Raw genomic sequence first — 22,804 nt, 5'->3', positions numbered from 1 at the left:
GACCATGTCGCCCACGGCAACCGCAGTCCAGGGACAGAGCACCCACCGCGCCCCCGGCGCCGACGAGTCGATGTCCAGCCAGCTCGACTACCACTCGCTGAACGCGATGCTGAACCTCTACGACGCCGAGGGACACATCCAGTTCGACAAGGACCGCGAGGCGGCCCACCAGTACTTCCTCCAGCACGTCAACCAGAACACCGTCTTCTTCCACAACCTGGATGAGAAGCTGGACTACCTGGTCGAGAACAACTACTACGAGCCCGAGGTGCTGGACAAGTATTCGCGGGCCTTCGTCAAGGACCTCTTCGACCACGCGTACGCGAAGAAGTTCCGCTTCCCGACCTTCCTCGGCGCGTTCAAGTACTACACCTCCTACACGCTGAAGACGTTCGACGGAAAGCGTTACCTGGAACGATTCGAGGACCGCGTCTGCATGGTTTCGCTGGCCCTTGCCGACGGTGACACCGAGCTCGCGGTGCAGCTGGTCGACGAGATCGTCGGGGGCCGCTTCCAGCCGGCCACCCCGACCTTCCTGAACGCCGGCAAGAAGCAGCGCGGCGAGCCGGTGTCCTGCTTCCTGCTGCGCATCGAGGACAACATGGAGTCGATCGGCCGCTCGATCAACTCCGCCCTGCAGCTGTCCAAGCGCGGCGGCGGCGTGGCGCTGCTGATGAGCAACATCCGCGAGCACGGCGCCCCGATCAAGAAGATCGAGAACCAAAGCTCGGGCGTCATCCCGATCATGAAGCTGCTCGAGGATTCCTTCAGCTACGCCAATCAGCTCGGCGCGCGCCAGGGTGCCGGTGCGGTCTACCTGCACGCCCACCACCCCGACATCTACCGCTTCCTGGACACCAAGCGGGAGAACGCCGATGAGAAGATCCGGATCAAGACCCTGTCACTGGGTGTGGTGATCCCCGACATCACCTTCGAGCTGGCCAAGCGCAACGACGACATGTATCTCTTCTCGCCCTACGACGTGGAGCGGGTCTACGGCGTACCCTTCGCCGACGTCAACGTCACCGAGAAGTACCACGAGATGGTCGAGGACGGCCGGATCCGCAAGTCCAAGATCAAGGCGCGCGAGTTCTTCCAGACCCTGGCCGAGCTGCAGTTCGAGTCCGGTTACCCCTACATCATGTTCGAGGACACGGTGAACCGGGCGAACCCGATCGCCGGCAAGATCACCCACTCGAACCTGTGCTCGGAGATCCTGCAGGTCTCCACCCCCTCGGAGTTCAACCCCGATCTCAGCTATTCCCATCTGGGCAAGGACATCTCCTGCAACCTGGGTTCGCTGAACATCGCCAAGGCGATGGATTCGCCCGATCTGGGGCGTACCGTCGAGATCGCGATCCGCGGGTTGACCGCGGTGTCGGACCAGACCTCGATGGTGTCGGTGCCCTCGATCGAGAAGGGCAACGACGAGTCGCACGCGATCGGCCTGGGCCAGATGAACCTGCACGGTTACCTGGCCCGGGAGCGGATCCACTACGGCTCCGAAGAAGGTGTGGACTTCACCAACATCTACTTCTACACGGTGCTGTTCCACTGCATCGCCGCCTCCAACAAGCTCGCCCAGGAGCGGGGGCGTACCTTCGTCGGCTTCGAGAACTCCAAGTACGCCAGCGGTGAGTTCTTCGACACCTACACCGAGAAGGAGTGGGCGCCGACCACCGACCGGGTCCGCCAGCTGTTCGCCGATGCCGGCGTACACATCCCCACCCAGGACGACTGGCGGGAACTGAAGCAGCGGGTGCAGGAGCACGGCATCTACAACCAGAACCTGCAGGCCGTGCCGCCGACCGGGTCGATCAGCTACATCAACCACTCGACCAGCTCGATCCACCCGATCGTGTCCAAGGTCGAGATCCGCAAGGAGGGCAAGATCGGCCGGGTCTACTACCCGGCGCCCTACATGGACAACGACAACCTGGAGTATTTCCAGGACGCGTACGAGATCGGTTACGAGAAGATCATCGACACGTACGCCGCGGCGACCCAGCACGTGGACCAGGGCCTGAGCCTGACCCTGTTCTTCAAGGACACCGCCACCACCCGCGATGTGAACCGGGCGCAGATCTACGCCTGGAAGAAGGGCATCAAGACCCTTTACTACATCCGCTTGCGGCAGATGGCCCTGGAGGGCACCGAGGTCGAGGGCTGCGTCTCCTGCATGCTCTGACCCCACGATGGCTGAGCGAGCCCTACCCACGATGGCTGAGCGAGCGAGGAACGAGCGAGTCGAAGCCACCCCTGCGAAACGAACGAACCAAGTTGTGAAGTGAGAGCGCGATGACCACCACCGAAACGCACAGCCCCGCGGACGAGGCGCCGATCAAGCTGGTCAGCCGGGTGTCGGCGATCAACTGGAACCGGGTACCCGACGAGAAGGACGCCGAGGTCTGGGACCGGTTGGTCGGCAACTTCTGGATCCCGGAGAAGGTTCCGGTGTCCAACGACATCCCGTCCTGGCACACCCTGACCGAGCACGAGCAGCAGCTCACCATGCGCGTCTTCACCGGCCTCACCCTGCTGGACACCATCCAGGGCACGGTCGGCGCGGTCAGCCTGATCCCGGATGCGGTCACCCCGCACGAGGAGGCGGTGCTGACCAACATCGCGTTCATGGAATCGGTGCACGCGAAGAGCTACAGCTCGATCTTCTCCACCCTCTGCTCGACCAAGCAGATCGACGAGGCGTTCCGCTGGTCGGAGGAGAACGAGCACCTGCAGCGCAAGGCCCGGATCGTCATGGATTACTACCGTGGCGACGATCCGTTGAAGCGGAAGGTCGCCTCGACGCTGCTCGAGTCGTTCCTGTTCTACTCCGGTTTCTACCTGCCGATGTACTGGTCCTCGCACGCCAAGCTGACCAACACCGCCGATGTGATCCGGCTGATCATCCGCGACGAGGCCGTGCACGGCTACTACATCGGCTACAAGTACCAGCGCGGTCTGCAGCAGGCGAGCCCGGAGCGGCAGCAGGAACTGAAGGACTACACCTTCGAGCTGCTGTTCGAGCTGTATGACAACGAGACCGACTACACCGAGGCGCTCTACGACGAGGTCGGGTTGAGCGAGGACGTGAAGAAGTTCCTGCGCTACAACGCGAACAAGGCGCTGATGAACCTGGGATACGAGGCGCTCTTCCCGGCCGACGAGACCAACGTCAACCCGGCGATCCTCTCCGCGCTGTCCCCGAACGCCGATGAGAACCACGACTTCTTCTCCGGCTCCGGCTCCTCCTACGTGATCGGCAAGGCCGTGAACACCGAGGACGAGGACTGGGACTTCTGACGTTCATCGAGTAGCTGGCTCGGCGTAGCGAAGCGGAGTCGAGGCAGCGTGTCGAGATGACCTCGATCCGAGGAGCGTGGGGGCGTCTGCTGTCGGTGCCTGGCGGTAGGCTCGTCGGGTGACAGAGGATCTCTTCGGGAACGTCAGCGAGCCCAAGGCGGCGAGCGGGACGACGGGCGGCAGCCTGAGCGGGACCGACCATGCCGGGGCGCCGCTGGCGGTGCGGCTGCGGCCGCGGACCGTTGATGAGATCGTCGGCCAGCAACACCTGCTGGGCAAGGGATCCCCGCTGCGGCGGTTGGCCGGTGGGCAGGCCGCGATGAGCGTTTTCCTGTGGGGGCCTCCCGGGGTCGGCAAGACCACCATCGCCTCGGTGGTGTCGCGTTCCAACGACGCCAAATTCGTCGAGATCTCCGCGGTCACCGCCGGAGTCAAGGACGTCCGCCAGGTCCTCGACACCGCGCGCCGCGACCTGGCCCGCGGGCAGCGCACGGTGCTCTTCGTCGACGAGGTGCACCGCTTCTCCAAGGCCCAGCAGGATGTGCTGCTGCCGGCGGTGGAGAACCGGATCGTCACCCTGATCGCTGCCACCACGGAGAATCCGAGCTTCTCGGTGATCTCTCCGCTGCTGTCCCGGTCGCTGCTGCTCACCCTGAAACCGCTCACCGAAGACGACATCAACACCCTCATCGACCGCGCACTGGATGACGAGCGCGGCCTGCGCACCAGCGCGGGGGAGGCGTACACCCTCACCCAGGACGCCCGGGACGCGGTGATCCGGATGGCCGGCGGCGACGCCCGCCGGGTGCTCACCTTCCTCGAGGAGGCCGCCGCCGGCGCCGAGGCCGCGGGCGGCACCGAGATCGACCTGGACAGCGTCGAGCGCGCGGTGGACAAGGCCGCGGTCCGCTACGACAAGGACGGCGACCAGCACTACGACGTCATCTCGGCCTTCATCAAATCCATGCGGGGTTCGGATGTGGACGCCTCGCTGCACTACTTGGCGCGGATGATCGCGGCGGGGGAGGACCCGCGGTTCATCGCCCGCCGGCTGGTGATCCTCGCCAGCGAGGACATCGGGATGGCCGATTCCAGCGTGCTGCAGACCTGCATCGCCGCCGCCCAGGCGGTCCAGTTGATCGGGATGCCGGAGGCCCGGATCAACCTCGCCCATGCGGTGGTCGCCTGCGCCATGGCGCCGAAGTCGAATGCGGCGTACATGGGTCTCAACAAGGCCACCGCCGATGTCGAGGCCGGCCGGATCGGGCTGGTACCGATGCATCTGCGCGATGCGCACTACGCCGGCGCGAAGGGCCTCGGCCACGGCAAGGGTTACCAGTACGCCCACGACCACGACCGCGGGGTCGCCAAGCAGCAGTACCTGCCCGACGAATTGGTCGACGCCCGCTACTACGAGCCCACCGACCACGGCCACGAAGCCACCATGCGGCAGCGGCTGGAGATCATCAACGAGCTGCTGGGCAAGGATTCCGGCGACTGACCCGGATCGGTTCGCTGCGATCGGTCAGGCGACGAACCCGTCGAACTCGGCGACGGTCTCGCCGTTGGCGGAGATCCGCACGGTCGTCGGACCGAACGTTCCCTGGGCCACCTCGGCCGATACCGGGGTCCCGGTGGACAGGGTGCCGGTCAGCGTGATCGGCGAGCTGTCGGCCTTCTTCTCATCGAGCACCTCGTCGGCCTCGAACAGGGTCCAGTTCGAGTGCACCGGGCCGGTCTTGCCAACCACTCGTACCGGGCGACCGTCGACCGTGGCGTTCTGCTTGTCTTCAAAGAGTCCCATGATGAGACGGTAGTCACGGGAGGGTTCAGTCCTCAGGCCCGCACGAACTCGCCGTTGCGGGGGAGTCCACCACCGATCGTGATCGATACCGCCTGGGCGCGTGCGATCTCCGCGGTCGAGATCGCCTGCAGGTGCAGATGCGGTTCGGTGCTGTTGCCGGAGTTCCCGCAACGCCCGGCCGGCTCGCCGGCGGTCACCAGATCACCGACGGCGACCGAGATGCTGTCGCGCTGCAGGTGGCAGAGCGCGATCACCGGCCCGCGGTCGGTCTGGATGAACACGTGATTCCCGGCCAGCGCGAGCCAGCCCGCGGCCGCGCGCCGACCCTGGCTCAGGGCGTACCCCACCGACGGGAGACCGCGGTGCGCCGGGTGGTCGGGTTCGCTGCCATGGGTGGCGACGACGGTCCCGGCGATCGGTGCCAGGATCGGTCGGCCAAAACCGGGAAAGTGGTCGGGCGACTCCGGGCGCAGCAGTGAGCTCAGCCCGAACCGGGCCGTGCGACCGTGCTCGTCGACTGGGACGAAGTCGATCGCATACGCCGTCGCGAAGCGGGTGGTGCCATGACTCGGTACCCGGTTCGCTGGGCTGTTCTGCACCAGCCAGCGGCCTTCGAAGGGGTACGCCAGGTCGAGCGCGGTGGACATCGGGCGCCTCCAGGTCAGCGGATATGGCGTACGCCGACGGCGAGCCGGCGGAACTGGTAGGCGATCGGCGAGAGACAGGGGCGGGAGAGGTGCAACCCGGCATCGGCGGCGATCCACTCCACCACCTCATCGGTGCTGCGGTTGTCGGTCTCGACGACCCCTGCACGCCACTGCGGCAGGTCCTGGAAATCGGGTTGGCACTCGGGTGGCAGGGCGCGGCGCAGCGCGAAGCCGATCAGTTCTGGATCGGCGACGTGGGCATCGGGGAGTCGGCGGTGCAGTTCGAAGGCGGTGTGGGTCTTCCCGGCGCCGAAGGCACCGTTGATCCAGATCAGCACGTGCTCCACGATACGGATGACCCGGCCGACGAAAATGACCATGGAAAATTCGGCCCTTCATCTGAAGTATTCAAATATAAGTACGAATATTCCATGATCATTAGCAAGGCCCGGTCCGATCGCCCCGCGGCGGCTCGTTAGGCTGGCTGCCATGTTCCGGTTCCTGCGTCGATTCTCCTGGTTCCTCTTCGGCTTCGTCACCGGTGCGTGGTTCGTGGCGCGCGGCAAGGAGAAGGCCAAGGAGTACGCCAACCAGGCGCCCAAGGCGGTGGCCAAGCAGCTCGGCCGCGAACTCGTCGACACCACGGTCAGGGTGAGCACCAAGGTCGGCGATGTCGCCGGTGCGGTCAAGGAGGGCGCCGACGAGCGGCGCGAGGAACTGCGCAAGGCCGAGTACACGCCAACGGATCACCCGTCGACCCGGCCCTGAGGCTCGGGCGGTTCGGGTGGGTTCATCTCGACACGCCGTGCCCTGCCTTGCTTCGCTTCGGCAGCGCACGGCTACTCGATGAACGTGGGGCGTCGGGGTGCCTTGCTGCGCTGCGGCACCCCGGGGCTACTCGATGAACATAGATGGTGTGCCCCGCTAGACTGGGTGGTTGCGTCCCACATCCAGCACGAGAACAGGGCAACCCATGAAGACTGCCGACATCCGGCGCCGCTTCCTCGACTTCTTCGCCAAGCGCGGGCACGAGGTCGTGCCGTCGGCTCCGCTGCTGCACAACGACCCCACGTTGCTGTTCGTGAATGCCGGCATGGTGCCCTTCAAGCCCTACTTCACCGGGCAGGAGGAGGCGCCCTGGGATCGCGCCACCAGCGTGCAGAAGTGTGTCCGCACCCTCGACATCGAGGAGGTCGGCAAGACCACCCGGCACGGCACCTTCTTCCAGATGAACGGCAACTTCTCCTTCGGCGACTACTTCAAGGCCGATGCGATCTCCTACGCCTGGGAACTCGTCACCAGCGAACAGCACAACGGCGGACTCGGCTTCGACCCGGACAAGGTCTGGGTGACCGTGCTCGGCCCCGGGTTCCACCCCGACTTCCCCGACGGCGACACCAAGGCCGTCAAGCTGTGGAAGAAGGTCGGCGTACCCGAGCACCGGATCCAGCCGCGCAACCTCAAGGACAACTACTGGAACATGGGCGTACCCGGCCCGGGCGGCCCGTGCTCGGAGATCTACATCGACCGCGGCGCCGAATACGGGCCCGACGGCGGCCCGGAGGCCGATGAGGACCGGTTCCTGGAGATCTGGAACCTGGTGTTCATGCAGCAGGAGCTGTCCGCGGTCCGCGCCAAGGACGACTTCACCGTCGCCGGTGACCTGCCGGCCAAGAACATCGACACCGGGATGGGCCTGGAGCGCGTCGCCTACCTGCTGCAGGGCGTCGACAACCTCTACGAGATCGACGAGGTCTACCCGGTCATCGAGCGCGCCTCCGAACTGTCCGGCAAGCGCTACGGCCGCGACGCCGAGGACGACGTGCGCCTGCGGGTGGTCGCCGACCACGTCCGCTCCGGGCTGATGCTGATGACCGACGGCGTCACCCCCGGCAACGAGGCCCGCGGTTATGTGCTGCGCCGGCTGCTGCGCCGCAGCGTCCGCTCGATGCGGCTGCTCGGGGTCACCGAGCCGGTACTGCCGCAGCTGCTGCCGGTCAGCCGGGACCTGATGAGCGACTCCTATCCCGAGATCATCGACAACTGGGAGCGCGTCTCCACCGTCGCGTACGCCGAGGAGGAGGCCTTCCGCCGGACCCTCGCCGACGGCACCCGGATCTTCGACCTGGCCGTCGCTGACACCCGCAACCAGGGACAGCAGACGCTCTCCGGTGACCGGGCCTTCCAGCTGCACGACACCTACGGCTTCCCGATCGACCTGACCCTGGAGATGGCCGAGGAGCAGGGCCTGCAGGTGGACCGCGACAGCTTCGCCACCTTGATGCAGGAGCAGCGCGACCGGGCCAAGGCCGATGCGCGCGCCAAGAAGGGCGGCACGACCAGCTCCGAGGCGTACAAGTCGCTGCGCCATCTGGGTGAGACCCGCTTCCACGGCTACCACGAGCTGGCGCTGGAGTCGAAGGTGCTCGGCATGGTCTCCGACGGCGAGCTCGTCAACGAGGCCAAGCCCGGCGACACCGTCGAACTGGTGCTCGCCGACACCCCGTTCTATGCCGAGTCCGGTGGCCAGGACGCCGACCGCGGCACCATCGACCTCGGCCAGACCCGGCTCGACGTGCTCGACGTGCAGCGCCCGATCCAGGGCCTGGTGGTGCACAAGGTCAAGGTCGCCGGCGGTGAGGTGCGCACCGGTGACCAGGCCCTGGCGAGCGTCGACGCCTTCCACCGGATGGGTGCCTGCCAGGCGCATTCGGCGACCCACATCGTGCACGCGGTGCTGCGCGAGACCCTCGGCCCGACCGCGGTGCAGGCCGGCTCCTACAACAAGCCGGGCTACCTGCGCTTCGACTTCAACGCCAGCTCCGGGCTGACCCAGGCCCAGCGCGAGCACATCGAGGGCCGCAGCAACGAGGCGATCCGCGACGACCTCGGCGTCACCCAGACCGAGCTGCCGCTGGCCGAGGCCAAGGCGCTCGGCGCGATGGCGATGTTCGGCGAGAAGTATCCCGAGATGGTACGGATGGTCGAGATGGGCGGCGCCTGGTCGCGCGAGCTCTGTGGCGGCACCCACGTGCAGCACTCCTCGCAGATCGGCCTGCTCAGCCTGCTCGGGGAGTCCTCGGTGGGTTCGGGGGTACGCCGGGTCGAGGCGCTGGTCTCCACCGACGCCTTCCAGCACCTGGCCGCCGAGCGGGCCCTGGTCAGCAACCTGACCTCGATGCTCAAGGTCCAGCCGGATCAGCTCAACGATCGGGTGGAGAAGCTGCTGGCCCAGCTCAAGGACGCCGAACGCCAGATCCAGGCGTACCGCTCCGCCGAGGTGATGGGCAATGCGAAGGGTCTGGCCGACGCCGCCAAGGACGTCTACGGGTTGGCCTTCGTCGGCAAGCACGTCGAGGGTGTCAGCGGCGGCGACCTGCGCAACCTGGCGGTCGAGGTACGCGGACGGCTCGGCGACCGTGCCGGTCTGGTCGCGCTCGCCGGCGGTACGCCGGACAAGCCGGCCCTGGTCGTCGCGACCACCGCGGCCGGCCGGGAGCGCGGGCTCAAGGCCGGTGAGCTGGTCCGCCTCGGTACCGCCGAACTCGGTGGCAAGGGTGGCGGCAAGGACGACCTGGCCCAGGGCGGCGGCTCCGATGCGAGCCGCATCCCGCAGGCCCTGGAGTCGATCGAGCACGCCGTGGGCCGGGTCGCCACCCGGTGAGAACCGGCGTACGGCTGGCGCTCGACTGGGGGGACGCCCGGATCGGGGTGGCGGCCTGTGATGCGGCCGGCACGTTGGCGTACCCGGTCGAAACCGTGCCCGGGAACAAGCAGAGCCTGGACCGGATCGCCGCGCTGGTCGCCGAGTACGAGCCCTTCGAGGTGGTCGTCGGACTGCCCCGGTCGCTGTCCGGGGGCGAGGGTCCGGCCGCGGCGAAGATCCGCCAACACGCGCTCGCGCTCGCCGGGCGGCTTTCGGGCGTTCAGGTACGCTTGCTCGACGAACGGCTGACCACCGTCACCGCCGCGCGTACGCTGTCGCAGCGGGGGCGGAAGGCCAAGCAGCAGCGGGCAGTGATCGACCAGGTCGCCGCGGTGACGATCCTCGAGCAGGCGCTGGAGGCGGAACGGCGGACCGGCCGCCCGCCCGGTGAATTGCTGGCCGAGACGAGCGAACGAGGAGACGAGGCTTGAGCAGTCTGATGGATCCGGAGCACCAGCGCCGGAACTGGAGCGAGGTGGCCCGGCACGCCAAGAGCGCGTTCGCCGTGCTCCTCTCCCTGGCCGTCCTGGTCGGCGGGGGACTGTTCGCCTACAACAAGGTCTCCGGGGCGGTGACCAGCGCCTTCGCCGTCGAGGACTATCCGGGACCGGGCAATGCCGATGTGTCGATCGAGATCCCGCAGGGGTCCACGGTCGACGAGATCGGCTCGATCCTCAAGGACAACGAGGTGATCGCCTCCACCGACGCCTTCGACAAGGCCAAGGTCGAGTTCCCCAACATCCAGCAGCTGCAGGCCGGCAGCTACGCGCTGAAGACCCACATGCGGGCCCGCGACGCCATCCAGGCGATGCTGGACGCCGGCGTCAAGGGCGGCAAGAAGTTCCTGATCCGCGAGGGTCTGCGGATCGGTGAGCAGGTGAGCGAACTGTCCCGGCAGACCGACATCCCCGAGGAGAAGTACCGCGAGGCCCTGGCCAAGCCCGACCAGTACGGGCTGAGCTCGTGGGCCAACGGCAACCCCGAGGGCTTCCTGTTCCCCGACACCTATGAGATGTCCGGCAACGATCCGAACGCCGCGCTCAAGCAGATGACCGCGAACTTCAACCGCAAGGCCGGTGAGATCCAGCTGGAGAGCAAGGCCAAGCAGCTCAACCGCAGCCCGCGCGATGTGGTCATCGTCGCCTCCATCATCGAGGCCGAGGTGCGCCGCCCCGAGGACCGCGCGAAGGTCGCCCGGGTGCTCTACAACCGGCTCGACTCGGGGATGAAGCTGCAGCTCGACACCACCGTCGAGTACGCCAACAACAAGCCCCGCGGCGCCGGTGCGACGACCAGCGACGAGGAACGCGCCAACCCCTCGCCCTACAACACCTATGTGGTGCCCGGCCTGCCGGCCGGCCCGATCGGTGCCCCCGGCAAGCAGGCCCTGGAGGCAGCCGCCAACCCGGTACCGGGCAACTGGAAGTTCTTCGTCGCGGTCAACCTGGACACCGGTGAGACCCTGTTCGCCGACGACTTCAACGGCCACCAGGCGAATGTGAAGAAGTTCCAGGACTGGTGCCAGGCGAACCCCGGCAAGTGCTGAGTGCGGGGCCGGCCCGGCCCCCCGGCTCGGCCGGCTCGAGGAGACAGTGCGCCGTCGTCGGTCATCCGGTGCGGCACTCGCTGTCCCCGGCGATCCACCGGGCGGCGTACGCCCGGCTCGGGCTGGACTGGGACTACCAGCGCCACGACATCGCGCCCGGCGGGCTGCCCGCGTTCGTGACCGGGCTGGATGCCAGCTGGCGCGGGCTGAGCGTCACCATGCCGCACAAGGAGGACGCCGCCCGGCTCGGTGTCGGCGATGAACCGGTCGCCCTCACCGGGGTCGCGAACACGCTGATCTTCGACGAGGGTGTGATCGCGGCCCGCAACACCGATGTGGCCGGTTTCCGGATCGCGCTCGCCGCCCACGGCATCGGCCAGGTGCCCACCGCGGTGATCATCGGCAACGGCGCCACCGCCCGCTCCGCGGTCGCCGCGCTGGCGGGCCTGGGTACGCGCGAGGTGCAGTTCGTGGTCCGCAGCGCCGAGCGGGCCCGCGGGGTGGTCGAGCTCGCCGAATCGCTCGGCCTGGCCGCGACGGTCTGCCCACCCGGAACCGAGCCGACCCCCGCTGCACTGGTGATCTCCACCGTCCCCGCCGACGGGGTGGTCGGTGCCGCCGAGGCGCTGGCCGCAGCTGCCGAGGTGGTCTTCGACAGCGTCTACGATCCGTGGCCGACCCCGCTGGCCGCCGCCGCCGAACGCGCCGGCCGGCCGGTCCTCAACGGCCTCGATCTGCTCGCCGGGCAGGCCGTCGATCAGGTGCGCTGGTTCACCGGCCGGCCGATCGATTTCGAGGTCGCCCGGAGTGCTGCTCGGGCCGGGCTCAGCGGGGATTGACCACCCAGCGCAGCCGCCAGGCCAGCAGCAGCACCAGGGCCGCGCCGATCGCCGGCAACCCGGCGTACACCAGCGCCATCCCGTGCCAACCCAGATAGAGCGGCACCCAGATCAGCGGCGCCAGGGCGGCGCCGGTGAACTGGCAGGCCAGCATCACCGAGGTCGCCCCGGACCGGTTGCCCGGTACCGAGGTCACCGCCAGTTGCTGGGAGATGGTCCGGGTCCCGGTGGCGGCCGCGCCGGCCACCGCGATCGCCACGATCAGCCCCGCCAGCCAGGGTGACAGCCCGGCCGCCATCGCACCCAGCCCCATCACCACATTCAGCACCGCACCGACGACCAGGGCCTGATACCGGTCCAGCAGCGAACCCGTGGCCGCCCCGGAGGCCAGCCCCGCCACCCCGAGCACCGCGACCGCCAGACCGCGCTCGGTCGGACCCAGCCCGAACCGCAGATCGGCGTGCAGTGCGGCCAGGATCACCACCCCCATCATCGTCAGATAGGACAGCGCCGCGGTGACGCAGGCGGTCGCCAGCTGCCGGTTGCCGAGCGCCCGCCACTGGGCCCAGCCGTGGGCGGTGTTCGGGGTGGCCGCATCCGGTGGCGGGGCGAGGGCCAGTCCGATCGAGACGAGGGTGATCGCGGCGAAACCGAGCCGCCAGTCGACCGCCGCGGCGAGCCCGCCGGCGAGCGGGGCCATCGCCTGCCCGGTCGCCTGCATCGACCCGAAGATGCCGAGCGAGCGACCCAGCCGGTGCGCCGGCACCAGCTCGGTGATCGCGGCCACCAGCACCGGGGTGGTGAACGCGTTGGCGGCGCCCTGCAGCACCCGGGCCGCCATGAACACCCCGAACGACGGGGCCAGCGCGCAGCCGATCGAGGCCAGCGCGAAGACCAGATAGCCGATCCGCACGGTACGCCGCCGACCCCATTGCTCGGCCAGCGTGCCGGAGATCAGCATCAGGGCGGCGAACGGGACCAGATAGGCGGTCAGCGAGGCGGCCGCCGCGGTGATGTCGACACCGAAGGAGGCGCCGAGCTCGGGCAGCATCGTGGTCACCACCGGTGCGCCGAAGGGTCCCAGGAAGCCGCCGAGATAGATCGGCCAGATCCGTGGCCGCGATCCGGCAGCCCCGTCCACCATCGGCACCGCCTCCCCTCATCGGTTGCACCGGTTCCGCCGGTTCCACCCGGCACTGACACTCTCACGATCCGCACCGGACGCGGGGCAGCGCCGGAATCTGGGAGACTGGCATGTCGAGATCGAACACGAGGAGTGCTTGCATGTTGCGTTGGCTGACCGCCGGGGAGTCCCACGGCCCCGCCCTGGTCGCGACGATCGAGGGAATGCCGGCCCACGTCCGGATCACCTCCGCCGAGATCGCGGCGGCGCTGGCCCGGCGCCGGCTCGGTTACGGCCGCGGGGCCCGGATGAAATTCGAGGCCGATCAGGTGACGATTCTCGGTGGCGTACGCCATGGCGAGACCCTTGGTTCCCCGATCGCGATCCAGGTCGCCAACACCGAGTGGCCCAAGTGGGAGACCGTGATGGCGGCCGATCCGGTCGATGCGGCGGTGCTCGCCGAGCAGGCCCGCAACAAGCCGCTGACCCGGCCGCGGCCCGGGCACGCCGACCTGGTCGGCATGCAGAAGTACGACTGGGACGAGGCGCGGCCGATCCTGGAACGGGCCTCCGCCCGCGAGACCGCCGCCCGGGTGGCGCTCGGCCGGGTGGCGCAGAATTTCCTCGAGCAGGCATACGGGATCACCGTCTTCTCCCATGTGGTCGAGATCGGTACGGTCCGGGCACCGGCGGGGCTGCTGCCCGCATTCGCCGACCTGGAACGGATCGACGCGTCGCCGGTGCGCTGCGCCGACCCGGAGACCGAGGCCGCGATGGTCGCCGAGATCGATCAGGCGCACAAGGACGGCGACACCCTCGGCGGTGTCGTCGAGGTGCTGGTGCACGGTGCCCCGCCGGGGCTCGGCTCGCACACGATGGGGGACCGGCGCCTCGACGCCCGGCTCGCCGGCGCGCTGATGGGCATCCAGGCGATCAAGGGGGTCGAGGTCGGCGACGGGTTCGAGTTGGCCCGCAGCCGGGGTTCGGCCGCGCACGACGAGATCGTGCCGGGTGCCGATGGGATCGCCCGGGCCGGCCATCGCGCCGGCGGGACCGAGGGCGGGATGAGCACCGGTGAACTGCTCCGGGTCCGCGCCGCGATGAAGCCGATCGCGACCGTGCCGCGGGCGCTGCGCACCGTCGACACCAGCACCGGCGAGGAGGCCGTCGCGCACCACCAGCGTTCCGACGTGATCGCCGTCCCGGCGGCCGGTGTGGTCGCCGAGGCGATGGTCGCGCTGGTGCTCGCCGATGCCTGCCTGGAGAAGTTCGGTGGCGACTCGGTGGGGGAGACGAAGCGGAACGCCGAGGCGTACCTGGCCGATGTCGAGGCGCGGGGACTGGGGGTCGCTCGGTGAGCGCGGAAAGGAATGGCTCGGTGAGCGCGGGAAAGAACATCGTGATGATCGGTGCGCCCGGGTCGGGCAAGTCGACCGTGGGGGTGGCGCTCGCCGCCGCCCTCGACGAGCCCTTCACCGATATCGACGCGCTGATCGAGAGCAGCGAGAACACCTCGATCCCCGACATCTTCGTGACCCGCGGTGAGGCGGCGTTCCGGGAGCTGGAGGCGGCGCACACCATCGACGCGTTGAACCGGCCCGGGGTGGTCGCGCTCGGTGGGGGTGCGATCCACAACGAGCGGATCCGGGCCGCGCTGGTCGGGCATCATGTGGTCTGGCTGGAGACCTCGGTGAGCACCGCGGTGAGCCGGATCGGATTGAACTCCTCGCGGCCGCTGCTGCTCGGCAACGTCCGCGGCACGCTGATCAAGTTGCTGGCCGAACGTACCCCGCTCTATCGCGGCGCGGCGACGATCACCGTCAGCACCGATGACCGGCAGCCCGATGAGGTCGTCGGTCTGATCCGCGCGGAGCTGGCTCGGTGATCGAGGTAGCGGCCGAGCGTCCCTATGCCGTGCAGATCGGGTACGGGGTGCTCGACGGGCTCGGGGAACTGGTTGCCGGCAGTCAGCGGGTGGCGGTGCTGTACGCCCCGGCGCTGCGTGCGCAGGCGGCCCGGTTGGCCGAGACCATCGACGCCGAGGTGTTGTCGATCGAGCTGCCGGATGCGGAGCAGGCGAAGACCGCCGAGGTGCTCGCCGACTGCTGGGACCGGCTCGCGGCGGCGGGGTTCACCCGCAGCGACGCGGTGGTCGGATTCGGCGGGGGAGCGACCACCGACCTGGCTGGGTTCGTCGCGGCGAGCTGGCTGCGCGGGGTACGCCTGGTGACCGTGCCGACCACCGTGCTCGGCATGGTCGACGCCGCGGTCGGCGGCAAGACTGGGATCAATCTGGCCGCCGGCAAGAATCTGGTCGGCGCCTTCCACGAACCCGCCGGGGTGCTCTGCGACCTGTCCCTGTTGACCAGCCTGCCGGCGGCCGATCTGCGTGCCGGGCTGGCCGAGGTGGTCAAGTGCGGTTTCATCGCCGATCCCGCAATCCTCACCCTGGTTGAGGAAGCGCCGGCCGAGGCGCTCGACCCCACCAGCGACCGATTGGCCGGACTGATCACCCGCGGCATCCGGGTGAAGGCGGAGGTGGTCTCCGGCGACCTGCGCGAGGCGACCTCGGTCGGTGCGTCGGTGGGCCGGGAGCTGCTGAACTACGGCCACACCCTCGGGCACGCCATCGAGCGCCGCGAGCAGTACCGCTGGAGGCACGGGGAGGCGATCAGCGTCGGCATGATGTACGCCGCGGCCCTCGCCCGCCGGCTCGGGCTGCTGGACGCCGCGACCGCCGAGCGGCACCGTGCGGTGCTGGAGCTGCTCGGGTTGCCGACCGCCTACGATCCGGATGCCTGGCCGGAGCTGCGGGAGGCGATGAGCCTGGACAAGAAGACCCGCGGTGCGCAGCTGCGGTTCGTGCTGCTCAATGGGTTGGCCTCCGCCGAGATCGTCGCCGGTCCCGATGAGGAGGCGCTGGCTGCGGCGTACGCCGAGGTCAGCGGCCACCCGCGACGCGGATGATGCTGCCGGTGGTGTAGGAGGCCTCCGGCGACATCAGGTAGGCCACCGCGGGCGCGATCTCCTCCGGTTCGCCGACCCGGCCGAGCGGCACGTTCGGGCCGACCCGCTCGATCCGGCCCGGGACGTGGATATCGGTGCGTACCGTGCCCGGAGCCACCGCGTTCACCCGGATGCCCTCGCCGGCGACCTCGATCGCCAGGCCGATGGTGAGCGCGTCCACCCCGGCCTTGGCGGCCGCGTAGTGCACGTATTCGTGCGCCGAACCGATGGTCGCCGCGGCGGAGGAGATGTTGACGATGCTGCCGCCCGGGCCGCCGCGCGCGGTGCTCAGCACCTGCACCGCGCGGCGGGCGCACAGGATCGCGGCGGTCAGGTTCAGCTCCAGCACCGCCCGGATCGATTCCTCGTCGGTATCGGCCAGGTCGGCACTGGTCAGCGTCGCGCCGGCATTGTTGACCAGCCCGGTCACCGGACCCAGGCGTTCGGCGGTGCCGGCGAACAGGTGGGTGATCGCCGCGCTGTCGGTGACATCGCACTGCTGGGCGTACGCCCGCCCACCGGCCGCGGTGATCTCGGCGACCACCCGCTCCGCCTCCTCGGTGGCGCTGCGATAGCAGACCGCGACGGCATGCCCGCGGCGGCCCAGCTCGCGGCTGATGCCGGCACCGATGCCGCGGGAGCCGCCGGTGACGATCGTGACCTGATCCATGGCGGGGACTCTAGCGGCCGGCCGAGGGCTTCGACCCGCTGGCGCCCGCTCGGCCGGCGGGCGGACTCAGGAGATCCAGAAGTCCCAGAAGCGGACCAGGATCAGCAGCCCGATGACCACATAGCCGAGCACGATCGGGAGCGCACCCACCGCACCGATCACCCGGCGTACCCCGGCACCCACCGGGATCCGGCCCTTCACCAGGTTGTCGCTGGTGACGAACCAGAACAGCGGGATCATCATCGCCCAGACGACCATGCAGTAGGGGCACAGGGCGCCGATCCGGTAGAGCGACTGGAAGGCCAGCCAGCAGATGAATCCGAGGCCGAAGGTGACCCCGGCCTGCAGACCCCACCAGATCCAGCGGGGCAGCGCGACACCGGCGGCGAGCACCACACCGAGGGCGATCACCGCCGCGAACCCGGCGATCCCGATCAGCGGATTCGGCAGGCCGAACGCCTCCGCCTGGGCGGAGTTCATGATCGAACCGCAGGACAGCACCGGGTTGATGCTGCAGCTCGGCTCGTAGTTCGGGTCCCGCAGCACCTGGATCTTCTCCAGCATCAGCACCAGCGCGGCCACCCAGGCGACCCCGGCGAGGGCGGCCATGATGATCCCGCCGGTGCGCCGGCTCAGACCGGCCGGCTGCTCGGGCTCATCGAACTGGTCCAGTTCGTCGAGCTGGTCCTGCTCGTCGAACCGGTCCTCCCCAGCCTCGGGCCGGCCGCCCTCCGGATCCCCGGTCGGGGCGGCCGCCCGGTCAGGAATCGTGCTCATCCGCCGGCCAGCGCCTTGTCGATGGCCCCGGTCAGATCCGCACTGGAGCGCAGCTGGAGCTGCTGACCGTTGACGAACACGGTCGGTGTGCCCTGCACCCCGAGCGCGGTGCCGTCGGCCTGGTCGGCCTTGATCCGCGCCTCGGTGGCCGGATCCTTGTACGCCGCATCCCAGGCGGCCATGTCGAGACCGAGCTCCTGGGCGAAGCCGCGGAACACCTCGTCCTGGGGCACCCGCTGCTCGGCCCACTGGGTCTGGGTCTCATACATCTTCTGATACATCGGCTCCCACTTGCCCTGCTGGCCGGCCGCCTCGACCGCCCGGGCGGACCGCATCGCGTTGAAGTGGCTCTCGATGGGGAAGTAGCGGACCACGAAGTTCACCCGGTCGCCGTAGGTCTCGCGGGCCTTCTCCATGGTCGGATAGAGCGCACCGCAGGCCTCGCACTCGAAGTCCAGGAACTCCACGACGGTGACCTTGGCGTCCGCCGGGCGGTTCAGATAGACGCTGTTGTCGCGGACCAGCTGCGCCGGACCCGCGGCCTCGGCCTGGCGGTCCTTGACCGTGTTGCCGACGGCGACGACGATCCCGATCACGATCGCGGCGAGCGCCAGCACCGATCCCGAGATGATGACATTGCGGCGGATGGCGGCCTTGCGCTTCCGCTCGGCCTCGATCGCGGCCGCACGCCGTCGGGCGTTGCGGGGCAACGGGGGCTTGTTGGGCATGGGGGTTCTCCTCTCCTGAAGGTCAACTCCTGGGAGAGCGCCCGGGTTCCCGACTTCGGCGGCCGGTTCTCACTGCTCGCCGAGGGCCTCCTCGATCGCCTCCGGAAGGTCGCTGTGACTGCGCAGCTGGAGCTGCTCACCGTTGACGAACACCGTCGGGGTGGCGCTCACCCCGAGCTTCTCCCCGTCGGCCTGATCGGCGGCCACCCGCTCCCGGGTCGCCGGATTGTTGTACGCCGCCTCCCAGCTCATCATGTCCAGGCCGAGCTCGCGGGCGAAGCCGCGGAACACCTCATCCATCGGCACCTGCTGGCCGGCCCACCGGTTCTGGTTCTCGAACATCAGCTTGTACATGCCCTCCCACTGGCCCTGGCGGCCGGCCGCCTCGACGGCCCGGGCCGCGGGCATCGCGTTGAAATGCCCATCCAGCGGGAAGTAGCGCATCACGAAGTTGACCCGGTCGCCGTAGCTGGCCCGGGTCTGCTCCATCGTCGGGTAGAGGGCGGCACAGGCCGGGCACTCGAAGTCCAGGAACTCGACGACGGTCACCTCGGCGTCCGGCACCCGGTTCAGGAAGACGCTGTCGGCGCGGACCAGTTCGGCCGGCGGCCCGGCGGCCAGTCGCCGCTCGCGGGCGGTGTTGCCGAGCAGCACGACGACGCCGATGACCAGGGCGCTGACCACCATCACCGAGGCCGAGATGATGATGTTGCGGCGCACGGCGGCGCGCTGTCTCTGGCGGGCCTCGAGCAGGATGGCGCGGCGCCGAGCGTTCCGGGGAAGCGGCGGCTGGGACTTCTTCGACATGTGGGGACTCCTCTCAGCCGAACAACTCCGACCCCACCGCCGCGGTTCCCGTCCCAGCCGGTCGGCGCGGGAGATTCTGCTCTCTGGAACCAGTCGTGGTGCCTGCGGTCAGGTCCACTGCCAGGCGAGCCGCTGACCGTCGATCTGGTGCACCCGCAGCGGCGTACCGAAGACCTCGCTGAGCACCTCGTCGGTGACGATCTCCGCCGGCGGGCCCTCGGCCAGCACCCGGCCGTCGCGCAGGGCGACGATCCGGTCGGACCAGCAGGAGGCGAAGTTGATGTCGTGCACCACCACCACGATGGTCTTGCCCAGCTCGTCGGCGGCCCGGCGCAGCTGCGCCATCATCGCCCGGGAATGCGACAGGTCGAGATTGTTCAGCGGTTCGTCGAGCAGCAGATAGTCGGTGTCCTGGGCCAGCACCATCGCCACGAACGCCCGCTGCCGCTGACCGCCGGACAGCTCGTCCAGGTAGCGATCGCGCAGCCCGGTCAGGTCCAGATAGGCGAGCGCGGCCTCCACGACCTGCCGGTCGTGCCCGGTCAACCGACCCTGGCTGTGCGGATAGCGACCGAAGGCGACCAGCTCACCCACCCGCAGGCGTACCGTCAGATGATTGTCCTGCTTGAGCACGGCCAGGATCCGGGCCAGTTCCCGCGAGTCGCACTGCGCCACATCCAGATCGGCGACCCGCGCCGAACCGTGGTCGGCGGACAGCAGCCGGGCCATGATGCCGAGCAGGGTCGACTTCCCGGCGCCGTTCGGGCCGATCAGCGAGGTGATGCCGCCGGGGGCGAGGGTCAGGGTGACCCCGTCCACGACCACCGAGGTGCCGTAGCTCTTGGTCACCGATTCCAGCTGGATCATGCGTACTTCCTTCGTCCCGCGCCGATCAACATCGCCAGGAACACCAGCCCGCCGATGAACTCGACCACCACGCTGAGCACGGTGCCCAGCCCGAAGACCTGCTGCAGCAGGGTCTGCCCACCGACCAGGGTGAGCACCGCCAGCAACCCGGCCAGTGGCAGCGTCACCGCGTGCCGGTGCGTACCGGCCAGCTGGTACGCCAGATTGGCCACCAGCAGACCGAAGAAGAGGATCGGCCCGACCAGCGCCGTGGAGACCGACACCAGGACCGCGACCAGCACCAGCAGCCGCATCGTGGCGCGGCGATGGTCGACACCGAGCGAGCTGGCCAGGTCCGGGCCGAGGGCGATCACATCGAGTTCGGCCCGCCGCCGCCAGGCCAGCACCGTGCAGACCGCGACCACGACCGCGGTCAGTGCGAGCAACCGCGGGTCGACCCCGCTGAAGGAGGCGAAGAGCCGCGACTGCAGCACCAGGTAGGCATTCGGATCCATCACCCGCTGCAGCAACGAGGTCGCCGAGCGCAGCAGGGTCCCCAGCACCAGCCCGACCAGCACGGTGACATGGATGGAGCGACGCAGCCGCCCGAAGATCCAGCCGAACAGGCTGATGCCGAGCCCGGCCATCAGCACCGTGGTGACCAGGAACTGGCCCACCGGTGGCAGCTGCAGCGAACCCAGCACCCCGAGGAAGAACACCAGCGAGGTCTGCAACAGGGCATAGAGCGCGTCGAAACCCATGATCGCCGGGGTCAGGATCCGGTTGGTGGTGATGGTGTGGAACAGCACGGTGGACAGCGCGATCGCCCAGCCGACCAGCACCATCGCGGCCAGCTGCGGACCGCGGTAGGCCATCGCGAAGGCCACATTGCCCGAGGTGCCGATCGTCAGGTACGCCGCAGCGGCCGCGACGGTGAGCCCGGCCACGCTCGCGATCCGGACACCCGGCCGCGGGCCGCGGCGTACGCTCGATCCGGTCGACGCGGAGGTGCGCAGCGCGGTCATCGAGGCCCCTTGCGGTGCAGCAGCAGGGCCAGGAAACCGGCGGCGCCGACGATCCCGACGATCACCCCGACCGGGATCTCGTAGGGGTGGTTCAGGGTGCGGGCCAGCAGATCGCAGGCCAGCACCAGGCTGGCACCGGCCAGCGCGACGACCGGCAGCGAGCGGCGCAGGTTGTCCCCGAGCAGCAGCGAGACCACGTTCGGCACCACCAGCCCGAGGAAGGGCAGGGCGCCGACGACGACCACGCAGACCGCGGAGCAGACCGAGACCAGCACCAGCCCGAGCCGGACCACCGCCCGGTGGTTCAGGCCCAGGTTGGTGGCGTGGTCGCGGCCAAGGCCGGCCGCGGTGAAGCGGTCGGCGTAGAACCAGGTCACCACCAGCGCGGCGCCGGCCAGCCAGAGCAGTTCGAAGCGGCCGCGCAGCACCCCGGAGAAGTCACCGGTGAGCCAGGTCGTCAACGTCTGCAGCAGATCAAGCCGGTAGGCGACGAAGGTGGTCGCGGCCGAGATCACCCCCGACAGCATGATCCCGACCAGCGGTACCAGCACGGTGCCCTCGGCCGGCGGGATGCGCTTGAGCACCTGCAGGAAGAGGGCGGTGCCGAGCAGTGCGGTACCGACGGCGATCACCATCTTCCCGGCGACCGGCATCGACGGGGTGAGCACGGTGGCGATCAGCAGGCCGGCGCCGGCGGCCTCGGTGGTGCCGACGGTGGCCGGTTCGACGAACCGGTTGCGGACCAGCAGCTGCATCAGCAGGCCCGACATCGCCATCGCCGCACCGGCGAGCAGCACCGCGGCGGTGCGCGGGATCCGCGAGACGACCAGGATCTGCCCGCTCAGCTCGGCGGCGCCGACGAACAGCGACAGCACCGCGAGCCCGGCGGTGAGCAGCAGGGCAGCGGCGAGTACGCCGACCAGGCGGCCCCGGCTGGTTGCCGGGGCCGCCTCGGCGGACGCCGTCGGGCTGGTCAGGTCGAGCAGGGTCACGAGGTGCGCAGTCCCTGCTCCAGTTCGGCCAGCTGCGCCTCGGCGTTGGCCAGGCCGTGCATGGCGATGTACCAGCGGCCGCCGTCGAGCTGGATCACCTTCTGGTTGCGCCAGGCGTTGGTGCCGCGGACCAGTTCGTTGTCCAGCACCTGCATCGCGTTCTGGCCCTCCTTGCCGATCGCGGCATCCCGGTCGACGACGAAGAGCACGTCGGGGTTGGCCTGGGCGAGCTGCTCGAAGCTGACCGGCTGGCCGTGCGAGATGTTCTCGATGCCGTCGACCGCCTGCGGTACGCCGAGTCGGCTGTGGATGATGCCGAAGCGGGAGGCCGGCCCCTGCAGGGTGACCTTGCCGGCCGAGGTCATCACGATCAGGCCCCGGCCCGCCTGGGCGGCGGCCGGCTTGAGCGCGTCGGCGCGCTGCCGCAGCGCCTCGATCCGGGTGTTCACCGCGTCGGTGGCGCCGAGGGCCTGGCCGATGATGCCGGCGGCCTTGGCGTTGCCCTCGACGAAGTCGAGCTCCTGGGGGTAGGTGACGTCGATGGTGGGCCAGAACTTGGTCAGCTCGGGATACTTCTTCGCCGAGCGGAAACCGATCACGACCAGGTCCGGCTTGGCCTGGTTGAGGGCCTCCAGGTTCGGCTCCTGCAGGGTGCCCAGGTCGGTGTACTTCTCGTCGCGGAACTCGCCGAGGAAGCCCGGCAGCGCCTGCTTGGGCAGGCCGACGACCCGGTCGGCGAAGCCGAGTGCCTTGATGGTGTCCAGGGCGCCGAAGTCGAGCACGGCGATCCGCTGCGGTGATCCCTTGAGTTCGGTGCTGCCCTGGGCGTGGGTGATGGTCTGGGTCTCAGCGCCGCCGGCGGCGCTGCCGCCGGTGGACTGCCCGCAGGCGCTCAGCAGGAGCACCCCGATCAGGGCGAGCAGGGACATCAGTCGGGTCAAGGGAACTCCTCGGGTCGTGCGGGGGCTTAGTTCTGCCTAAATAA

23 protein-coding genes are annotated in these 22,804 nt (G+C 69.2%); 11 read left to right on the top strand and 12 right to left on the bottom strand.

Translation table 11 applies throughout. The features are described 5' to 3' along the window. Positions 1-4: 4 nt before the first annotated feature. The 3 genes from nrdE to C8D81_RS04850 all read left to right on the top strand — a co-directional run bounded on the left by nrdE (position 5) and on the right by C8D81_RS04850 (position 4,804). On the top strand, positions 5-2,188 hold the full coding sequence (nrdE, locus tag C8D81_RS04860) for a class 1b ribonucleoside-diphosphate reductase subunit alpha (protein WP_094429685.1): 2,184 nt from the start codon (positions 5-7) through the stop codon (positions 2,186-2,188). 110 nt (positions 2,189-2,298) lie between these two features. After that, positions 2,299-3,303, top strand: coding sequence for a class 1b ribonucleoside-diphosphate reductase subunit beta (gene nrdF / locus C8D81_RS04855; RefSeq protein WP_094425525.1), 1,005 nt, complete (start codon positions 2,299-2,301; stop codon positions 3,301-3,303). Between the two features lie 118 nt (positions 3,304-3,421). Next, positions 3,422-4,804, top strand: a complete 1,383-nt coding sequence (locus tag C8D81_RS04850; RefSeq protein ID WP_133625639.1) for a replication-associated recombination protein A — start codon at positions 3,422-3,424, stop codon at positions 4,802-4,804. A gap of 24 nt (positions 4,805-4,828) precedes the next feature. Here C8D81_RS04850 and C8D81_RS04845 read toward each other — a convergent pair whose 3' ends face one another. From C8D81_RS04845 to C8D81_RS21840, 3 genes are read right to left on the bottom strand one after another with little or no spacing between them, the layout of a single operon-like run. Beyond that, on the bottom strand, positions 4,829-5,107 hold the full coding sequence (locus C8D81_RS04845) for a hypothetical protein (protein ID WP_094429683.1): 279 nt from the start codon (positions 5,105-5,107) through the stop codon (positions 4,829-4,831). A 32-nt stretch (positions 5,108-5,139) separates the two neighbouring features. Further along, positions 5,140-5,754: a M23 family metallopeptidase gene (locus tag C8D81_RS04840; RefSeq protein ID WP_094429682.1), complete on the bottom strand. Its 615-nt coding sequence runs from the start codon at positions 5,752-5,754 to the stop codon at positions 5,140-5,142. Between the two features lie 14 nt (positions 5,755-5,768). Continuing rightward, positions 5,769-6,092, bottom strand: a complete 324-nt coding sequence (locus tag C8D81_RS21840) for a hypothetical protein (protein ID WP_094429736.1) — start codon at positions 6,090-6,092, stop codon at positions 5,769-5,771. Between the two features lie 151 nt (positions 6,093-6,243). On the opposite strand from C8D81_RS21840, the gene C8D81_RS04830 reads away from it, so the two are divergent. From C8D81_RS04830 to C8D81_RS04810, 5 genes are all read left to right on the top strand, one after another. Continuing rightward, positions 6,244-6,522 carry a hypothetical protein gene (locus tag C8D81_RS04830; protein ID WP_094358701.1) on the top strand — a complete coding sequence of 93 codons (279 nt, stop codon included), beginning with the start codon at positions 6,244-6,246 and terminating at the stop codon, positions 6,520-6,522. A gap of 205 nt (positions 6,523-6,727) precedes the next feature. Continuing rightward, positions 6,728-9,418 (top strand): alanine--tRNA ligase, encoded by a 2,691-nt coding sequence (gene alaS / locus C8D81_RS04825; RefSeq protein ID WP_133625638.1) that lies wholly within the window; start codon positions 6,728-6,730, stop codon positions 9,416-9,418. Then, a complete protein-coding gene (ruvX, locus tag C8D81_RS04820) occupies positions 9,415-9,891 on the top strand; it encodes a Holliday junction resolvase RuvX (RefSeq protein ID WP_094401180.1) in 477 nt (158 codons plus the stop codon). The genes alaS and ruvX overlap by 4 nt, the downstream gene beginning before the upstream one ends. After that, positions 9,888-11,006 (top strand): endolytic transglycosylase MltG, encoded by a 1,119-nt coding sequence (gene mltG, locus C8D81_RS04815; protein ID WP_133625637.1) that lies wholly within the window; start codon positions 9,888-9,890, stop codon positions 11,004-11,006. Before ruvX ends, mltG begins: the two co-directional genes overlap by 4 nt. Further along, complete coding sequence (locus tag C8D81_RS04810; protein ID WP_094425673.1) at positions 11,003-11,845, top strand: shikimate dehydrogenase; 843 nt, start codon at positions 11,003-11,005, stop codon at positions 11,843-11,845. The genes mltG and C8D81_RS04810 overlap by 4 nt, the downstream gene beginning before the upstream one ends. Here the strand turns inward: C8D81_RS04810 and C8D81_RS04805 are convergent. Then, positions 11,832-12,989 carry an MFS transporter gene (locus C8D81_RS04805; RefSeq protein ID WP_133625636.1) on the bottom strand — a complete coding sequence of 386 codons (1,158 nt, stop codon included), beginning with the start codon at positions 12,987-12,989 and terminating at the stop codon, positions 11,832-11,834. The two genes, C8D81_RS04810 and C8D81_RS04805, sit on opposite strands and share 14 nt — an antisense overlap. Before the next feature lie 140 nt (positions 12,990-13,129). On the opposite strand from C8D81_RS04805, the gene aroC reads away from it, so the two are divergent. The 3 genes from aroC to aroB are packed head-to-tail and all read left to right on the top strand — an operon-like array spanning position 13,130 to position 15,935. Continuing rightward, positions 13,130-14,326: a chorismate synthase gene (gene aroC / locus C8D81_RS04800; protein WP_094358689.1), complete on the top strand. Its 1,197-nt coding sequence runs from the start codon at positions 13,130-13,132 to the stop codon at positions 14,324-14,326. Positions 14,327-14,346: 20 nt separating this feature from the next. Then, a complete protein-coding gene (locus C8D81_RS04795; RefSeq protein ID WP_229119419.1) occupies positions 14,347-14,853 on the top strand; it encodes a shikimate kinase in 507 nt (168 codons plus the stop codon). Further along, positions 14,850-15,935 (top strand): 3-dehydroquinate synthase, encoded by a 1,086-nt coding sequence (aroB, locus tag C8D81_RS04790; RefSeq protein WP_094429677.1) that lies wholly within the window; start codon positions 14,850-14,852, stop codon positions 15,933-15,935. The genes C8D81_RS04795 and aroB overlap by 4 nt, the downstream gene beginning before the upstream one ends. On the opposite strand, the gene C8D81_RS04785 is transcribed toward aroB, so the two are convergent. The 8 genes from C8D81_RS04785 to C8D81_RS04750 form a co-directional block, all read right to left on the bottom strand. Beyond that, positions 15,910-16,644 (bottom strand): SDR family NAD(P)-dependent oxidoreductase, encoded by a 735-nt coding sequence (locus C8D81_RS04785; protein ID WP_094429676.1) that lies wholly within the window; start codon positions 16,642-16,644, stop codon positions 15,910-15,912. The genes aroB and C8D81_RS04785 overlap by 26 nt on opposite strands. A 66-nt stretch (positions 16,645-16,710) precedes the next feature. Continuing rightward, positions 16,711-17,421: a vitamin K epoxide reductase family protein gene (locus C8D81_RS04780; protein WP_208109111.1), complete on the bottom strand. Its 711-nt coding sequence runs from the start codon at positions 17,419-17,421 to the stop codon at positions 16,711-16,713. After that, positions 17,418-18,149, bottom strand: a complete 732-nt coding sequence (locus tag C8D81_RS04775) for a DsbA family protein (RefSeq protein ID WP_094358684.1) — start codon at positions 18,147-18,149, stop codon at positions 17,418-17,420. Before C8D81_RS04775 ends, C8D81_RS04780 begins: the two co-directional genes overlap by 4 nt. 69 nt (positions 18,150-18,218) lie before the next feature. Further along, on the bottom strand, positions 18,219-18,956 hold the full coding sequence (locus C8D81_RS04770) for a DsbA family protein (protein WP_208109110.1): 738 nt from the start codon (positions 18,954-18,956) through the stop codon (positions 18,219-18,221). Between the two features lie 108 nt (positions 18,957-19,064). Then, positions 19,065-19,823 (bottom strand): iron ABC transporter ATP-binding protein, encoded by a 759-nt coding sequence (locus C8D81_RS04765; RefSeq protein ID WP_094358682.1) that lies wholly within the window; start codon positions 19,821-19,823, stop codon positions 19,065-19,067. Beyond that, positions 19,820-20,827, bottom strand: a complete 1,008-nt coding sequence (locus tag C8D81_RS04760; RefSeq protein ID WP_094358680.1) for an iron chelate uptake ABC transporter family permease subunit — start codon at positions 20,825-20,827, stop codon at positions 19,820-19,822. The genes C8D81_RS04765 and C8D81_RS04760 overlap by 4 nt, the downstream gene beginning before the upstream one ends. Beyond that, positions 20,824-21,819 carry an ABC transporter permease gene (locus C8D81_RS04755; protein WP_229119418.1) on the bottom strand — a complete coding sequence of 332 codons (996 nt, stop codon included), beginning with the start codon at positions 21,817-21,819 and terminating at the stop codon, positions 20,824-20,826. The genes C8D81_RS04760 and C8D81_RS04755 overlap by 4 nt, the downstream gene beginning before the upstream one ends. Beyond that, positions 21,816-22,760: a siderophore ABC transporter substrate-binding protein gene (locus C8D81_RS04750; RefSeq protein WP_133625635.1), complete on the bottom strand. Its 945-nt coding sequence runs from the start codon at positions 22,758-22,760 to the stop codon at positions 21,816-21,818. Before C8D81_RS04750 ends, C8D81_RS04755 begins: the two co-directional genes overlap by 4 nt. Positions 22,761-22,804: the final 44 nt, after the last annotated feature.

Origin of the sequence: Enemella evansiae (assembly GCF_004362375.1) — a bacterium.
Taxonomy (GTDB): Bacteria; Actinomycetota; Actinomycetes; order Propionibacteriales; family Propionibacteriaceae; genus Enemella; species Enemella evansiae.
Note: the sequence above shows the minus strand (reverse complement) of the source record. Positions and strands in the feature narration are given on the sequence as shown.

Coding starts and splice junctions, on each gene's coding strand:
- alaS (WP_133625638.1), top strand. CDS start 6,728: ATGAAGACTGCCGACATCCGGCGCCGCTTCCTCGACTTCTTCGCCAAG.
- C8D81_RS04785 (WP_094429676.1), bottom strand. CDS start 16,644: ATGGATCAGGTCACGATCGTCACCGGCGGCTCCCGCGGCATCGGTGCC.
- nrdF (WP_094425525.1), top strand. CDS start 2,299: ATGACCACCACCGAAACGCACAGCCCCGCGGACGAGGCGCCGATCAAG.
- C8D81_RS04770 (WP_208109110.1), bottom strand. CDS start 18,956: ATGTCGAAGAAGTCCCAGCCGCCGCTTCCCCGGAACGCTCGGCGCCGC.
- nrdE (WP_094429685.1), top strand. CDS start 5: ATGTCGCCCACGGCAACCGCAGTCCAGGGACAGAGCACCCACCGCGCC.
- C8D81_RS04760 (WP_094358680.1), bottom strand. CDS start 20,827: ATGACCGCGCTGCGCACCTCCGCGTCGACCGGATCGAGCGTACGCCGC.
- C8D81_RS04840 (WP_094429682.1), bottom strand. CDS start 5,754: ATGTCCACCGCGCTCGACCTGGCGTACCCCTTCGAAGGCCGCTGGCTG.
- C8D81_RS04845 (WP_094429683.1), bottom strand. CDS start 5,107: ATGGGACTCTTTGAAGACAAGCAGAACGCCACGGTCGACGGTCGCCCG.
- aroC (WP_094358689.1), top strand. CDS start 13,130: ATGTTGCGTTGGCTGACCGCCGGGGAGTCCCACGGCCCCGCCCTGGTC.
- C8D81_RS04830 (WP_094358701.1), top strand. CDS start 6,244: ATGTTCCGGTTCCTGCGTCGATTCTCCTGGTTCCTCTTCGGCTTCGTC.
- C8D81_RS04780 (WP_208109111.1), bottom strand. CDS start 17,421: ATGAGCACGATTCCTGACCGGGCGGCCGCCCCGACCGGGGATCCGGAG.
- C8D81_RS04805 (WP_133625636.1), bottom strand. CDS start 12,989: ATGGTGGACGGGGCTGCCGGATCGCGGCCACGGATCTGGCCGATCTAT.
- C8D81_RS04775 (WP_094358684.1), bottom strand. CDS start 18,149: ATGCCCAACAAGCCCCCGTTGCCCCGCAACGCCCGACGGCGTGCGGCC.
- C8D81_RS04765 (WP_094358682.1), bottom strand. CDS start 19,823: ATGATCCAGCTGGAATCGGTGACCAAGAGCTACGGCACCTCGGTGGTC.